Source organism: Enterococcus sp. AZ063 (genome assembly GCF_051715045.1).
Classification (GTDB): domain Bacteria; phylum Bacillota; class Bacilli; order Lactobacillales; family Enterococcaceae; genus Enterococcus_D; species Enterococcus_D casseliflavus.
Genome location: NZ_JBIOTA010000001.1, coordinates 3,737,327 through 3,752,312, shown reverse-complemented (window position 1 = coordinate 3,752,312; position 14,986 = coordinate 3,737,327). Strand labels below are relative to the sequence as shown.

The 14,986-nt window shown below is 40.0% G+C and carries 15 protein-coding genes and 1 pseudogene; 12 read left to right on the top strand and 4 right to left on the bottom strand.

Going from position 1 to position 14,986, the window contains the following annotated elements; translation table 11 throughout:
• Window positions 1-511 precede the first annotated feature (511 nt).
• The 4 genes from rpmH to jag all read left to right on the top strand — a co-directional run bounded on the left by rpmH (window position 512) and on the right by jag (window position 2,748).
• The gene (gene rpmH, locus IGK61_RS17635) at window positions 512-646 is read left to right on the top strand and encodes a 50S ribosomal protein L34 (RefSeq protein ID WP_002356012.1); all 135 of its coding nucleotides are present in this window, start codon (window positions 512-514) and stop codon (window positions 644-646) included.
• A gap of 147 nt (window positions 647-793) precedes the next feature.
• Entirely contained in the window at window positions 794-1,129 is a 336-nt protein-coding gene (gene rnpA / locus IGK61_RS17630; protein WP_015510644.1) for a ribonuclease P protein component, read from the top strand.
• Between the two features lie 18 nt (window positions 1,130-1,147).
• A complete protein-coding gene (locus tag IGK61_RS17625; protein WP_010748469.1) occupies window positions 1,148-1,972 on the top strand; it encodes a YidC/Oxa1 family membrane protein insertase in 825 nt (274 codons plus the stop codon).
• Window positions 1,973-1,989: 17 nt separating this feature from the next.
• A complete protein-coding gene (jag, locus tag IGK61_RS17620) occupies window positions 1,990-2,748 on the top strand; it encodes an RNA-binding cell elongation regulator Jag/EloR (RefSeq protein WP_005226285.1) in 759 nt (252 codons plus the stop codon).
• 203 nt (window positions 2,749-2,951) lie between these two features.
• On the opposite strand, the gene IGK61_RS17615 is transcribed toward jag, so the two are convergent.
• Window positions 2,952-3,281 (bottom strand): heavy metal-binding domain-containing protein, encoded by a 330-nt coding sequence (locus IGK61_RS17615; RefSeq protein ID WP_005226284.1) that lies wholly within the window; start codon window positions 3,279-3,281, stop codon window positions 2,952-2,954.
• 238 nt (window positions 3,282-3,519) lie between these two features.
• Here IGK61_RS17615 and mnmE point away from each other — a divergent pair, with 238 nt between their 5' ends.
• The 4 genes from mnmE to IGK61_RS17595 all read left to right on the top strand — a co-directional run bounded on the left by mnmE (window position 3,520) and on the right by IGK61_RS17595 (window position 10,102).
• Window positions 3,520-4,917, top strand: a complete 1,398-nt coding sequence (gene mnmE / locus IGK61_RS17610; protein WP_074535553.1) for a tRNA uridine-5-carboxymethylaminomethyl(34) synthesis GTPase MnmE — start codon at window positions 3,520-3,522, stop codon at window positions 4,915-4,917.
• 33 nt (window positions 4,918-4,950) lie between these two features.
• On the top strand, window positions 4,951-6,846 hold the full coding sequence (gene mnmG, locus IGK61_RS17605; RefSeq protein WP_074535552.1) for a tRNA uridine-5-carboxymethylaminomethyl(34) synthesis enzyme MnmG: 1,896 nt from the start codon (window positions 4,951-4,953) through the stop codon (window positions 6,844-6,846).
• A gap of 982 nt (window positions 6,847-7,828) precedes the next feature.
• Window positions 7,829-9,004 (top strand): hypothetical protein, encoded by a 1,176-nt coding sequence (locus IGK61_RS17600; RefSeq protein ID WP_074535551.1) that lies wholly within the window; start codon window positions 7,829-7,831, stop codon window positions 9,002-9,004.
• 120 nt (window positions 9,005-9,124) lie between these two features.
• Window positions 9,125-10,102, top strand: coding sequence for a hypothetical protein (locus IGK61_RS17595; protein ID WP_074535550.1), 978 nt, complete (start codon window positions 9,125-9,127; stop codon window positions 10,100-10,102).
• 252 nt (window positions 10,103-10,354) lie between these two features.
• On the opposite strand, the gene IGK61_RS17590 is transcribed toward IGK61_RS17595, so the two are convergent.
• The 3 genes and pseudogenes from IGK61_RS17590 to IGK61_RS17580 form a co-directional block, all read right to left on the bottom strand.
• Window positions 10,355-10,873: a helix-turn-helix domain-containing protein gene (locus tag IGK61_RS17590; protein WP_005226263.1), complete on the bottom strand. Its 519-nt coding sequence runs from the start codon at window positions 10,871-10,873 to the stop codon at window positions 10,355-10,357.
• A gap of 16 nt (window positions 10,874-10,889) precedes the next feature.
• Window positions 10,890-11,357 (bottom strand): annotated as a pseudogene (locus tag IGK61_RS17585) (DUF5626 family protein).
• 350 nt (window positions 11,358-11,707) lie between these two features.
• Window positions 11,708-12,160 (bottom strand): DUF2188 domain-containing protein, encoded by a 453-nt coding sequence (locus IGK61_RS17580; RefSeq protein WP_074535548.1) that lies wholly within the window; start codon window positions 12,158-12,160, stop codon window positions 11,708-11,710.
• Between the two features lie 256 nt (window positions 12,161-12,416).
• Between IGK61_RS17580 and IGK61_RS17575 the strand changes: the two genes are divergently transcribed.
• Genes IGK61_RS17575 through IGK61_RS17560 form a run of 4 tightly spaced genes read left to right on the top strand, consistent with a single transcriptional unit; the run spans window position 12,417 to window position 14,912 of the window.
• The gene (locus IGK61_RS17575) at window positions 12,417-13,310 is read left to right on the top strand and encodes an SDR family oxidoreductase (protein ID WP_005226260.1); all 894 of its coding nucleotides are present in this window, start codon (window positions 12,417-12,419) and stop codon (window positions 13,308-13,310) included.
• Window positions 13,311-13,347: 37 nt separating this feature from the next.
• Window positions 13,348-13,917 (top strand): alkaline shock response membrane anchor protein AmaP, encoded by a 570-nt coding sequence (gene amaP / locus IGK61_RS17570; RefSeq protein ID WP_005226259.1) that lies wholly within the window; start codon window positions 13,348-13,350, stop codon window positions 13,915-13,917.
• Window positions 13,918-13,924: 7 nt separating this feature from the next.
• The gene (locus tag IGK61_RS17565; protein WP_005226258.1) at window positions 13,925-14,116 is read left to right on the top strand and encodes a DUF2273 domain-containing protein; all 192 of its coding nucleotides are present in this window, start codon (window positions 13,925-13,927) and stop codon (window positions 14,114-14,116) included.
• 25 nt (window positions 14,117-14,141) lie between these two features.
• A complete protein-coding gene (locus tag IGK61_RS17560; RefSeq protein ID WP_010748461.1) occupies window positions 14,142-14,912 on the top strand; it encodes an Asp23/Gls24 family envelope stress response protein in 771 nt (256 codons plus the stop codon).
• The last annotated feature ends 74 nt before the right edge of the window (window positions 14,913-14,986 follow it).

The following is a 14,986-nucleotide window of genomic DNA, read 5'->3' as shown; positions in this document are numbered from 1 at the left end:
AAATTGTCCTCCTATAACTAAGAATAGATATAACTAAAATAGCACGGATTGAAAAAGTTTTCCACAGATTACGATAAAAAAGGTTAGAAAAAAATACTTTTCCACAAAACGGGATAAAAGAAAAATGGAAATGCACATGTTCGAAATTCGACTATCCACAGGTAGAAAAAGAATGTGAATAACTATAATAAAATCTCCTTTATCCACAGATCGATGTGAAGATCATGCCTTGATAATACTAGGTTTCGGGGGAGTTATCAACAGCTAAAAAAGTGATTGTGGAAAACTTTTCTACAGGCTGTTGGTTTGTGGAAAAAGCCAAAATAACTCTGGGGAAAAAGTTATCCACAAAAATTGGCTATAAACAGCAAACCCACACAAATCAAAGGGATTGTGGATAAAGAATGCCCGATTTTGAGCAAACTTCTTATTGACAAACTAGTACTTGACTCGTTATACTATCAAAGTATGTCTGTGCGCATAAGCATTATCCTGATGGAGGTGGAAATAAATGAAAAGAACGTATCAACCAAATAAACGTAAACGTCAAAAAGTTCACGGATTCCGTAAACGTATGAGTACAAAAAATGGACGTCGTGTTTTAGCTAGCCGTCGTCGTAAAGGCAGAAAGGTTATTTCTGCGTAAGCCACTGAATGCCAGTGGTTTTTTTTTATGCCGTTTTTGCGGAATATAGTGTCTGACTTTTGGCAAATATGGTATTATTGACAGGTGAGTGGTTACGGATTCAATCCGTTTCGCGAAGCTTAATTGAAAGAAGTGAAGGAACCGAAGATGAGAAAATCCTATCGAGTAAAAACAGAGCAAGATTTTCAAAAAGTTTTTCAGGCAGGAAATTCTTTTGCAAATCGGAAGTTCGTGGTGTATGTCTTACCTAAAGAGCAATCACATTTTCGAGTTGGTTTATCTGTAGGGAAAAAAGTCGGTAATGCAGTGAAGCGAAATGAGATCAAGCGCAAGATCCGTGCAAGTTTAACGGAAATGAAGCCGCGAATCGAACCAGCGGTCGATTTCATCGTGATCGCCCGTCCAAGTATCGCCACTTGTTCCTCAAAGGAAATCTACTCGAATTTAGAGCATGTCTTAAAGCTTGCCAAAATTATTCATTAATGGAAAGGAATTAGTTACGTGAAAAAAGGGAAACGCGTCTTACTATTTTTGGGAGTTCTCTCATTAGTAGTTGTCTTATCTGCCTGCGGTGCAACAGGTGAAGTAAATGCACAAAGTACTGGTCTATGGGACCGTTACATCGTTTATTATTTTGCAGAGGCGATCAAAGCCCTCTCCTTCGGCAATGCCGGGATCGGGATCATTCTCTTTACATTGATCATCCGGGTCATTTTGATGCCGTTGATGCACTTCCAAACCAAAAGCATGCGCAAAACGCAAGAATTACAACCGAAGCTAAAAGCGCTGCAGCAGCAATATGCGTCAAAAGATACAGAAACACAAAGTAAGTTAAAAGAAGAAACACAACGTTTGTATGCGGAAAACAATGTCAATCCCTATGCCGGCTGTCTACCATTATTGGTACAAATGCCGATTTTGATGGCCTTGTGGCAATCGATCTCACGGGTTCCTGCTTTGCAAGAAGGAAAATTCTTATGGCTGCAGCTGGGTGATCGTGACCCATACTTCATCTTGCCGATTTTAGCGGCGCTCTTTACTTTTGCAAGTACCTACTTATCAAGTATGAGCCAAGTGGAATCAAATGCGAGTCTGAAAATCATGAATTTCGCTATGCCGATGATGATCTTACTAATGGGGATCAACATTGCCAGCGGTCTTTCCTTGTACTGGGTTGTTTCTAATGCATTCCAAGTTGTGCAAACAATGATCTTAAATAACCCATTCAAGATTCGCCAAGAAAGAGAAGAAGCTGCCCGCAAAGAACGCGAGCGTGAACGTGCGCTGAAAAAAGCAATGAGTCCTAAAAAGAAACGGAAAAAATAAGAGGAGGTTGCACTGCAATGCCGATTTATGAAAATCTGACAGTAGATGAAGCAATTCAAGAGGGATTGCAAGTCCTTGGTATCACCAAAGATCAAGCAGTAATCGAAGTCCTGGATGAAGGAAAAAAAGGCTTCTTGGGTCTAGGAAAAAAACAAGCACGGGTCTCCATTGAAAAACGAATCGTTGAAGAACCGGCACCCGTTGAAGAAGTACCAGCAAAACCGCTGGTAGAACCAGATCCTGTGACGACAGAGGATGCAAGCAGTGTGATGGAAGCAGCAGCGAGCGAACCTGTTTTGCTGACGGATCTTTCAGATGAGGAAGCGCTGGCTCAGCTGGGACTCTATCTGACAAATATTTCAAAAGCATTGAATGCACCCGCCTTAGTAAAAACCGCTCGTCAAGACGGCGTGGTCGTCTTTCATTTAGAAACGCAAAAACAAGGCATTTTGATTGGGAAGCACGGCAAAACCTTGAATGCACTGCAATATTTGGCGCAAGTGTATATTCACCGCATCGCGAAAAACAAATTGTCGATTGTAGTGAATGTCGGAGATTACCGTGAAAAACGTCAAGCGATCTTAGAACGTTTGGCTAGCCGTACTGCTGAAAAAGTCAAACGAACAGGCCGCCCAGTCTTTTTAGAACCGATGCCGGCGTTTGAAAGAAAGCAGATTCATTCAGTTTTGAGTAAAGATGCGTATGTTCAAACTCATTCTGAAGGGGATGAACCGTATCGCTACTTAGTAGTGGAACCTGCGGACAAACGAATTTAATGAAAAAAGGGAAAGGCGGTCTGACAAGCCTTTCCCTTTTTTGATGGGAAAAAGCGATTGACAACAAATTTAAAACCAAGTATCCTTGACTAGAAATCATTCTTATCAAAGTCAACATACGTTACGTAGGTCAGCCTTTGGTATCAAAAAAGAGTCCGTATGCCGCGGACTCTTTTTTGTATTTTTTTTGATGATAGAGGCAATTAGCCGCCGATGGTTGATTGAGTAAATTGAACCACTGTACCATAGGCAAAGATCTCAAGGTAGGTTTTGTCGCCTTCGACGATGCGGTCATGTTCAAAATGACAGTTGATCACTGCATTCGCTCCGTAGCTGTGGGCGGTTTCTTTTAAGCGATAGGTCACATCTGCCAACAGATCGTTCAAATTCACAGATGTATCAAATAGATCTACTTCGATTTTGTCTGCCGCAAAGACGATATCCCGCACGACGTAAGGCCGATTCACGTTTCCTGTCGATAAAATGATTTCTTTAATGCGAGCAGCGCTGTTTGATGATTTGATGGTTTCCATAATAGATCCCTCTTTTCTTATTCTTTGCTTTTATTTTAAAGGTTTTTGCGGACAGATGCAAAATTTAAAAGTTTTTGAAGGAAGCTTGCGACTCACGCAAAAATGTGCTAATCTATTTCCAGAATTTAATTGACAAGCAGTCAAAGTGCTAAGTCTACTCGTTTTTATTGATTTTCAATCAATTTGACGGGTGGAGTGGGCACTTTTTTTATGTGAAAAAATAGGAGGAGCAAGCAACATGGCGAATATAACGCAAGAATTTGATACGATTGCCGCGATTTCCACCCCGCCAGGCGAAGGGGCCATCAGTATTGTGCGATTAAGCGGGGAAGAAGCGATCGCAATTGCGGATCGGATTTTTCAAGCAGGCACTAAAACCCTCGCCCAAGTCCCTAGTCATACGATCCATTATGGTCATATCGTGGACCCAGAAGAAAACCGTTTGATGGATGAAGTGATGCTATCAGTGATGAAAAAGCCGCGGACCTTTACCCGAGAAGATGTCGTTGAGATCAACTGCCACGGCGGGATCGTTGTCGTCAATCAACTCTTGCAGCTGGTTTTACGACAAGGCGCACGGTTGGCTGAGCCGGGAGAATTCACGAAGCGGGCTTTTTTAAACGGACGGGTTGACCTTTCTCAAGCCGAGGCGGTGATGGACCTGATTCGTGCCAAGACCGATAAGGCGATGAATCTCGCAGTCAATCAGCTGGATGGCAATCTTTCCCACTTGATTCGGACCTTACGCCAAGAGATCTTAGAGACGCTGGCGCAAGTTGAAGTGAATATAGATTACCCTGAATACGATGATGTGGAAGAATTGACGACCCGCTTATTGCTAGAAAAAGCCACGATGGTCAAAGGGCAGATCCAAGCCTTATTAGCGACTGCCCAACAAGGAAAAATTTTGCGAGAAGGTTTGAGTACTGCGATCATCGGTCGGCCGAATGTCGGTAAATCCAGCTTATTGAACCATTTATTAAGGGAAGAAAAAGCCATCGTGACAGACATTGCTGGTACGACTCGAGATGTCATTGAAGAGTATGTCAATGTTCGCGGGGTACCGTTGAAACTGATCGATACGGCTGGTATCCGCGAAACAGAAGATGTCGTTGAGAAAATCGGGGTCGAACGCAGCCGCAAAGCACTGGCAGAAGCGGAGTTGATTTTGCTGGTTCTCAACCAAAGCGAAGGATTGACCCAGGAAGACAAACAATTGCTGGAGCTGACTGCTGGCAGCCGTCGGATCATCTTATTGAATAAGACCGACCTTGAGCCAAAATTAGCACCCGCTGAGCTAGCACAGTACGCAGCAGATGAACCGATTTTTTCTGTCTCTGTGTTGACGAGTGAAGGCTTGGATCAACTGGAACAAGCCATTGCCGATCTATTCTTTGGGGGCAAAACCACCGATAAGGATGCTTCCTATCTTTCTAACACTCGCCACATTGCCTTATTAGAAAATGCCGTTCAGTCGTTGTCTGAGGTCATCCAAGGGATCGAAGCAGGAATGCCTGTCGACTTGGTTCAAATCGATATGACACGCTGCTGGGACTATCTAGGAGAAGTTGTCGGCGACAGTGTCCAAGATGAGTTGATCACCCAATTGTTCAGTCAGTTTTGTTTAGGAAAATAAAGAATGCGCCACTGGCGTAAAAAGGAGAACACCATGCAAGAATATCAAGCAGAAAGTTATGACGTGATCGTTGTTGGTGCCGGCCATGCCGGATCAGAAGCTGCCTTAGCAGCCAGCCGAATGGGGGCAAAAACCCTTTTACTGACCATCAACTTAGACATGGTCGCATTCATGCCTTGTAATCCCTCCGTCGGCGGACCAGCAAAAGGCGTCGTGGTGCGCGAAATCGATGCTTTAGGCGGAGAAATGGGCAAAAATATCGATAAAACCTACATCCAAATGCGGATGCTCAATACAGGAAAAGGTCCCGCAGTGCGGGCTTTGCGGGCGCAAGCCGATAAACATGCCTATGCGGCTGAAATGAAACGAACGATCGAAAAAGAAGCCAATTTAACACTGCGCCAAGGGATCGTTGAAAAGCTGATCGTTGAAGAAGGCGAATGCCGTGGCGTCGTGACCTCTACAGGCGCTCGTTACCAAGCCCAAGCTGTAGTGATCACTGCAGGAACAGCGTTGCGAGGGGAGATCATCATTGGAGAGTTGAAGTATTCTTCTGGTCCAAACAACTCCCAGCCATCGATTGGATTAGCCGATCATTTGAAAGAGCTTGGTCTAGAGATCGCTCGTTTTAAAACCGGTACACCACCGCGAGTCAAATCCAGCACCATCAACTATGAGGTAACGGAGATCCAGCCTGGCGATGAACAACCGAATCACTTTAGTTACAGCACACCCGATGAAGCCTACAATCAAAACCAAGAACCTTGCTGGTTGACCTATACGAACGAAGGGACGCACCAAATCATCAACCAGAATTTACACCGGGCGCCGATGTTTACAGGGATCGTCGAAGGAGTAGGTGCCCGTTATTGCCCATCTATCGAAGACAAAATCGTGCGTTTTGCAGACAAATCTCGTCACCAACTGTTCTTGGAACCAGAAGGGTTGAACACCGAAGAAGTGTATGTTCAAGGGCTTTCTACTTCTATGCCAGAAGATGTCCAAGTCCAAATGCTGCATTCCATCGTAGGTTTAGAAAAAGCGGAAATGATGCGGACGGGCTACGCCATTGAATATGATGTCGTGGTGCCTCATCAATTGCGTCCAACATTAGAAACCAAAGTCATCGAAAACCTCTTTACGGCAGGACAAACCAACGGAACCAGCGGCTATGAAGAAGCGGCCGGTCAAGGCTTGATTGCAGGCATCAATGCCGCTTTGAAAATTCAAGGCAAAGAACCCTTCATTATGAAACGCAGCGACGGTTATATCGGTGTGATGATCGATGATTTGGTGACCAAAGGAACCAATGAACCTTACCGCTTATTGACCTCTCGTGCCGAATACCGCTTATTGCTGCGTCATGATAATGCGGATCTGCGTTTGACCGAAGTGGGACATCAAATCGGGCTCGTCCCAGAAGCACAATACGAAGCGTATGTAGCGAAAAAAGAAGCTGTTGAAGCAGAAATTAAACGTTTATCTAAGATCCGCATCAAACCAACGCCAGAAGTACAAGCGTATTTGACTGCTAAAGGGACGGCTACCTTGAAAGATGGCGTTTTAGCAAATGAATTCTTGCGTCGGCCTGAAGTGACGTATGCCGAAATGCTACAATTTATCGAAGCCAATGAAGCATTGAAGCCAAAAGAGATCGAACAAGTCGAGATCCAAATCAAATACGAAGGCTATATCAAAAAAGCCCTCGAAAAAGTGGAGAAACTCAAACGGATGGAAGCCAAACGCATTCCTGAAAACATCGACTATGCCGCTATCAATGGCTTGGCAACAGAAGCCAAACAAAAACTGCAAAAAATCCAACCCGAAACCATCGCCCAAGCGAGCCGTATCAGCGGAGTAAACCCAGCTGATATCAGTATTTTGATGGTGTATATCGAACAAGGGAAGATTGCAAAGGTACATGCTTAATCAATTTTTAGCAAAGGATCTATGGCAGAAATTTCCTACTTATACTATTAGTTGACCTTGATTTTGATTCCGTCGGCTATGCTTCTGTTGAAAAATGGGCTAACGTAAGTATTTTAGTAAGATCGAAGGAATTATGACGATGTCTGGTAAAGATGGTTAGATGATCAGTCACAAAGTTAAGTAAGTTCTGGAGAAGGTAAGGAAGTTGTATTCGGACAAACTATAGATGAAGGATTGATTCATTTATTGAAACTCATGCGGTTGCAGATGAATAGAGAGTACCTAAGACCCTTTCCAATCTTACAGGTAGAAATAATATTTTAGCAAAGCAATTCGTAGTCCATATGCTGGTACATCTTTTGAACTCATTAAAAAACAACCTACTGAGACACATTGATAGCTGGATGAGTAATTCGGTGTAATGAGACATGTGGAAGTGTGATGATGGTTGCTAGGCAGTACTCGGTTAATTAGGTTGAAGAGAAGTAGAGTTTTCTACTTCTCTTTTTTGCGTCTAAAGGGCGCATTTACAAGTTTAAAATTTATCGCATTTTTTATTTTTAAAGTAAAATATTTGTTTTAAAAAGTTGATAGACTGTAAAAGCTAATGAGAAGCGTTTGAACACGTGTTATCATTTTTATATGTTAAATAGGCTTCTGATTAAGTAAACCATCTTAAAAACGATTTTAGAGATGCTTTTCGGTTCTAAGTTTGTAGAATGAAAGTTCATATGTTATAATATCCTGAGAAAATAAAAAAAACAATGAATCTGCAAATTCATTGTTAGGGTATCAGTTCTATACGGGCAAGCATAGGACTTAATAATTAATATCATATGTTGATTATACTACCATATCGATTAAAAAAACAAAAGAGAGAACTTAGGTTCGTAAATTATTTATCTATATGTATGTAGTTCCTGATACCTGCTTATTTTCTTAATAATTGGATTAAATCCATATTGAAGAAAAGAGGAGCTAAATGGCAAAATTTATAGAAACTCGGAGTTTTAATTCACTCCAAGACTCGGGGAGTAAAGCCACAAGAGCACAAGTTTTAAATTTACTTGGAACGGATGAAATATCTAGTTCAGTTAAATTTGAAATCGATTTCATCGAGAGAGTGTGTAATGTAGAGGGCTCAAACGAAGTAATACAACTTTTTAAACAAATAAAACATAAAAAGTATGATAAAGATATCTCAACTAGAAATGTTAGATTAATAGGATTTAATGATAAACAACAATTAATTCTTGGATTTACAGATATAGACAATGCAGAAGAGATTGCTTATACAGCAACGGGAATATACTCTTTTAGTAGCGCATTCTTAGATGATTTGTTTTGTTTGGATAGATTTTCAGGATACTGTTTCCGAACTGACCAAAAAGATTTATTAATTGATAATATAAGATATCTTCTTGAAAATTCAGAGGAAATCAAAAAGCAGTATAGGTTTATTGAAGGTAAGGAAGATGGAGAAGTATACTTGCGAGCTCTTACATCTTCAAAATATAGAAATTATGATAACAATATAGTGCTATATTTATCTTTAAATGCTATGCATCAATATTCAAAGAGAATGAAAAACCCTGTATATATCGATAGGGCTTTTATTACGGATTCAAGCTTGGTTATGAGCGTTAAACTAAAAAATACGATACCGTTAGGAAAAAAATACCAAGTAGAGATTGGTATAAATGTTTCAAATAGTGAAATTCGTGAAGGTGTAGTTCTATTTGAACTAGTTTATACTATTATAGACAGAAAAGGAATTAGGTCTACAGCAATAGGAGACAGTGTACTTAAAGTAAAGCATAATTTAAATGCAGATACTGTCAAAAATCGTATGAAGGTTTTTAATAATTTAGAAAAATTATCAAAAGACTTAATAAGTGGAATTGATGAAGCTAGACTTGCTAAGAAATTAGACTCAGACCAGTTGAGTGTTATTTTTGATAAATTATCCGGAGCCAGAACTAAGGGATTAGGTATAAATACTAAACAAGAACTGAATAAGATCTCTAAAGAAGTCTCCGAGAATACCTATTCTCTATTAGAATTATTTAATAAGCTAGAGAAAATCGATGCCACGGTTGATGATATGACTTATATTCAAAGAAAGTTTTCAGAATTTATAACCAAAGGTTTTAGATAAATTCATGTGACTAAATATCCTAATTGCCCGAAGAATATTTAGTCAGATAATATCACAGAAGTATTGGTATGTATTATATTGCCGATACTTCTTTATTTAATTTGAAGGAGTGGTTATATATTGAAGAAATTTGTTTACAAAATAAAAAAAAAGCTTTCTGATGGAAGTATAGATTCAGAACATTACATTGCTTTATTTTACTGCGTTATTATAATGTTACCTATGTTAATTACTCTAATTGAAGTGTTAATACTAGAAAAATCTTCAAGCACTTTTTCTAAACTGTTAAAAATGTTATGCTTCATCGTAGTTAACGGTCTGTTCTTCAGATATTACATAAAAAAAATGATTTCGTATTTTAAATACAAACGTTTTATGCTAGGTTTTTTATCTTCATCACTTGTGGTCTCGTTCCTATTACTTATATTGTCATGGCTTTCGATTTTCTTTGGTAATATAAGTAATTTGATTAATAAACATTTGTTATTGGTAAATCAGCCTATGTTATTGAATTTGGGAGAGAGTATTATTAGTTCAATTGAATCTATACAAATAATTAGTCAAATTATGCTATTTTTCAGCCAAGTAATTGGTATCTCCATGTTGCTAAATGTAATAATGCCAAAATCGTTGCAAAAAGTTGATGTTCCTCTTATGAAAAAGTTTTTAAGACTCATGTTTAAAATTGCTATTTTATTAGTTTTTGGAGTAGCAATATTTACTTTTTTGAACACCAATAAGGATAATTTTATTGTGGTAAGCATAGCATATGCTGGAATAATTTGGGTGAGTGATCCCAAAAATTTCATTACTATATTTTTTAATGCAAAAATCTTTGAGAATAAAACTATTTCAGATGAAGCAACTAGAGCATATAAGATATTTAGATACTTTGTAATAGGTTTATATGCAATATGGGCGGCTTCGGTATATATATTTCCAGAGAATAAAGCAAATGCATTTTCTGCAATGGTTTTTATTTTTATTTTTGCGTCTGTTATTATCAAAACTGTTTTACAATTTAAAGGGGAAGATATATTTTCAAAATTGCTAAAGGATAAGGAAAGTGAAACAAAGGTTGAAAGAGATTTTGAATAAACTACGTTTTATTATATCGCTAGTAGAAAAAGGGAGCTAAAAATATTGACAGATAATCTTTTTATATTCTCAGAAGATAGATTTGGGTATATCAAGTTTTGTTTTACTTACGATAAATATATGGACTAGACCTTTATTAATTTCTATTACTATATGATTTTCTTTGAAAAACCAATTTATAAATGGTAAATAGAGTGTCAAAAGCCCGCTGCGAAAACAATTCGCAGCGGGCTTTTTGTCTTAATAATAAAGTTATTCCACTTTTTCAATCGTAGTGGTTCCCCAATTCATGATGTTGCTGAGATGGACATAGCCATCGTACAAATTCAAGAAAATCGAGAAGGCACAGACGATATAGATCAATACATAAAAATTATTGGCTTTTTTGTTACGCCATAAAACAAAGCCATCTAAGATCAGTCCTAAAGGAAAAAGAAAGGAGCCGATTCCAGCTAACAGTAGCAAGAGCAGACTTTCATCTTTATCTGCTGCCATCGTTCTTTGGAGTAACGACAATTTTTCTTTCTTGTCGTTGATTTCTTGATTGTTGGTTTCGATCCGCTCTTTTAAGGCTTCGTTCTCACGTAAAAGCTCATCGATCGAGACTTGGTAGAGATCGCTCAACAAAATCAAATTCTCAATATCTGGATAGCCGCGCCCATTTTCCCATTTTGAAATCGACTGGCGTGAAATCTGTAATTTTTCTGCGACTGCTGTTTGCGACAATCCTGAAGACTCGCGACAGCTTTTTAATTGTTCTGCTAAAGCCAATGTATGCTCCTATCTGCTATTTAACAACTAGCTTCCCATTTGAGATCGTGGTTACGACACTCCCATTGGTAGTGATTATACCTGCTTTTTGCTTAAACGTACAGGTGGCTTTGGTGGACGTGTGAGTTAATGAACTAGAAGTGATACTTCCTCTGTGAGCAACTAAACTTAAATTCGAGGTGCCTGTAAATTGATTGCGGCTATTGACCGTTACATTATAACTAGCGGTCTAATTACCTGCGGATGTTTTTGACACACGATACGTTCCCGCTGCCAGATTTGCTCGGAATGACGGCAATTTTTCAATGGTCAAAATCACCTCGTTGCCTTCTTCATCTACCGTGACCAGCTGCTCATAGGGACTGTCTGATGCTAAGTCATAAACGAGTTCCGGTTCTTCCACTGTCTGGGCGGCAGCTGGGAGAGCAAAGAGGAAACAAATAAAAATAAACGGCACAAAAAATAATTTTTTCACAAACACCACTCCTTGTACTTTTAATAATTCAAGTATACAAGGTTTATTTAGTTAAAGAAAGCACAAGCTAGTTTACAGAGGTAACGGATGGTTCACAACTGTTGCTAGATCAGCATTTCATAGGTTTATTTTTTAGGAAGTCGAGAAATTTTAAAAGTGATGGTTCATTCAAGAGGTCTTCGTTTTTTAGGTTTATTACAACGAACCTTAGCTTTTTAAAAGAAACGTCAAAGAAGCGGTTGCTTTAGTTTTAATCAAACCTAGCTGTGAAAGGAAACAAAAAAGCGAAAGAGTAGGCAACGTTTCGCGCCGATAAAACGACAAACGTAAGTCCTCCTTCTGCTTTTTTGCAGCCAATTTTATTCTCTCAAATCAATATCCTTTTGATGGTCGCCGTCTTTCTTATAAACGTTCACCACGGATTCTTTGTTTTCGGCGATTTCTTTGGCACGGGCGATGGCCTCTGCTTTCTTGTCGAAATGATCACTGGCACGTTTCGCCCCTTTGGAACGGACTTGCCATTGGTCGTCTTCATACACAACTTCTACATCCGCATCCATTAATTTTTCCGCATTCTTATTGGTTTGATGGGCATCGTCTTTTTGCGGATTTTTTTCTTTCTGAAAAGCTTTCTTCTCCTCTTCATCTGCATTGTCATACCATTTTTCTGCTTGACTCGTGGCGATCGGGATCGCCCGATCATCGGAATAGCCATCGGCTAGCAGGGCATTGGCGATATCGATCGCTTTTTTACGAACTAAGGGGTCTAGATTCTTCATTGACGCAGGATAATCACGGACATTCCAAGGCATTGTTTGTTTCCTCCTTTTTCTTGACCCAAGGTCATTTTCTTAGGGGTTCCCTTTTACAGGTACTACCAGTTACTACTTATTAGTTTACCCCCTTCTATAAAAAAGGGAAATTATTTGATTTCTGGTCAAAAATGAGGGCACTTTCTTTTTTCATTTTCTAATAAACGAAGATTTATTTTTGTTAACAAAGCGTTATATTTCCCAAAAAAAAATGAATGGTTTAGAATTTTATTATAGAGAAAAGGAGGACGTAAGAATGAGTGAACCTATTTTGACTGATCCACGGGAACTTTATCACACGGGTAAATACAGCAAACAGGAACAAGATACGCCTGCTTTACAAGAAGAAATGCGACCAAAACCTGATTGTGGTGAAGAATCTTATGAGGGAAGTCAGCAGTTAGAAAACCGGCGTGTACTGATCACCGGTGGGGATTCTGGGATCGGACGAGCAGCAGCGATTGCCTTCGCCCGTGAAGGAGCAGACATTGCCCTACACTTTTTCCCAGGAGAAGAAGAAGATGCCGAAGAAGTTGCAGGGTACATCAAAGAAGCTGGGCGCAAAGTGATCTTGCTACCCTATGACCTGCGAGACGAAGCGGCACCACAAGAGATCGTTGACAAAGCGGTGGCAGCATTAGGTGGGTTAGATACATTAGTATTGAACGCAGCACAGCAAATCACGCGGCCATCGATTGCAGAATTACCGATTGAACAAGTGAAAGACACCTTTATGGTAAACATTATCTCCATGTTTGCATTAGTCAAAGCTGCTGAGCCGCACTTACCGGCTGGGGGAGCGATCGTGACAACGACTTCTGTCCAAGCCTTTAGTCCAAGTGCCCATTTAATGGATTATGCGGCAACCAAATCGGCGATCGCTAGTTTTACAGTCAGCTTGGCGAAACAATTTGCTGAAAAAGGAATTCGCGTCAATGGGGTAGCCCCAGGACCGATCTGGACACCATTACAGTTAGATCATGGCCAACCGCAAGACCAGCTGCCTGAATTTGGTCAGCAAGCGTTACTTGAGCGGGCAGGACAACCAGCTGAGCTGGCACCTGTCTATGTCTTTTTAGCTTCCAATAAAGCTAGCTATGTGACAGCACAGATTTATGGTGTTACCGGCGGAGAAGCCATCAACTTGTAAGCTTATCAAAAATTGGAGAAAAAGGAGGAGGTGTCCTATGAGTAAAGGGTGGAAAATCGTATCAATCATCGTTTCGTTGATCTTTATCACTGTCTTATTACCAATCGTATTAATGAGTAATCCTTATATGCAGCTGCCATTTGGTTTGGACAGCAGAGGCAATGTCGTCACGTATTTCTTTGACAACTTGTTTATGCGTCAATATATGTTTTGGGTAGCTGTTGTCTTGATCGCCTTATTCTTGATCGTGATCTTAGTCGTGCTTTTTTATCCAAAAACCAAAACGACCTTTGTTTTGAAAGAGGATAAGGGCGCATTGACGATCGATAAGAAAGCAATCGAAGGACTTGTACGTACGAAAGTAAATGAAAAAGAATTTGTTGAAGGACCAAAAGTTCATGTCAAGGCGACCAAAAATCGTATTTTGATTAAAATCAAAGGACGCTTGAAACGGACGTCTGCTTTAGTCGGCAAAACCGAAAACTTAATGGCGGAAATCCAGCAAGATGTCCAACGAGTGCTTGGTTCAAGTGAGAAAGTCAAAGTCGAAGTCAACTACGCGAATTTTGAACAAAATGAGACTCCGGAAAACCCGCGAGTAGAATAGGAGGGCTATGATGAACGAACTACAACAATACAAAATCCCATTGATTTTTGGAGCAATCGGCCTTGTTCTGGCTGTGTTGTTTGTAACGATCGGTTTTTTCAAAACATTGCTGATTCTACTCCTAACAGGTTTGGGTTTTGCGTTAGGATTGTATCTCCAACGTACCGGTATCATCGACGAATTTTTTAACCAACAATAACGCATTTTAATAGGAGGAATTTTTAATGAATAACGATAAAAACGAATTAAACAATGATAAAAAAGTCAGCGCACATCCAGATCCAGTGGTTCCTAACACCAATCATCAAGCAAATGAAAATGCGATTCCCATGACTGAAGCACCAGATCCAGTGGTACCAAATGCTGAAAAAGCAGTAGCAGGACAACAAAACGGACCAAAACCAGGGGATCATCCAGCACCAGGAAATCCAAATCCAGCAGGTCATCATCCAGCACCGCCAAAACCTGGCCACAACGATTTTGAAGGACCAACTGGCGACGCACCTGTTCATGGTTCATTGACCTATGATGACAAAGTGATCCAAAAAATCATCGGGATCGCATTAGAACACGTGGATGGTCTGTTGACGGTCGATGGTGGTTTCTTCTCTAACATTGCGGAAAAATTAGTCAATACAGACAATGTGACTGCGGGTATCAATACCGAAGTAGGGAAAAAACAAGTAGCCGTTGATTTAGATATCGTGGTTGAATATGACCGCAACATCCCAGAAATCGCTGACCAAGTCAAAGAAGTCATCCAAAAAGAAGTAACGACAATGACCCAATTAGAAGTGATCGAAGTCAACATCAATGTTGTAGATGTAAAAACGATCGCTGAATACGAAGAGGAACAAGAAACGGTTCAAGACAAAGTATCGTCAGCTGCATCTAAAACCGGCGACTTTGCTTCACGTCAAACCAACAAAGCCAAACATGCGGCTTCCCGCGCGTCTGATCGTATCGAAGAATACAACGAGCCTCGCGTGAAATAAAAAAGTTTCATATGAAACAAAAACAAGCATTGATCCTGTGATCAATGCTTGTTTCTTTGAGAAAAAAGCTGACC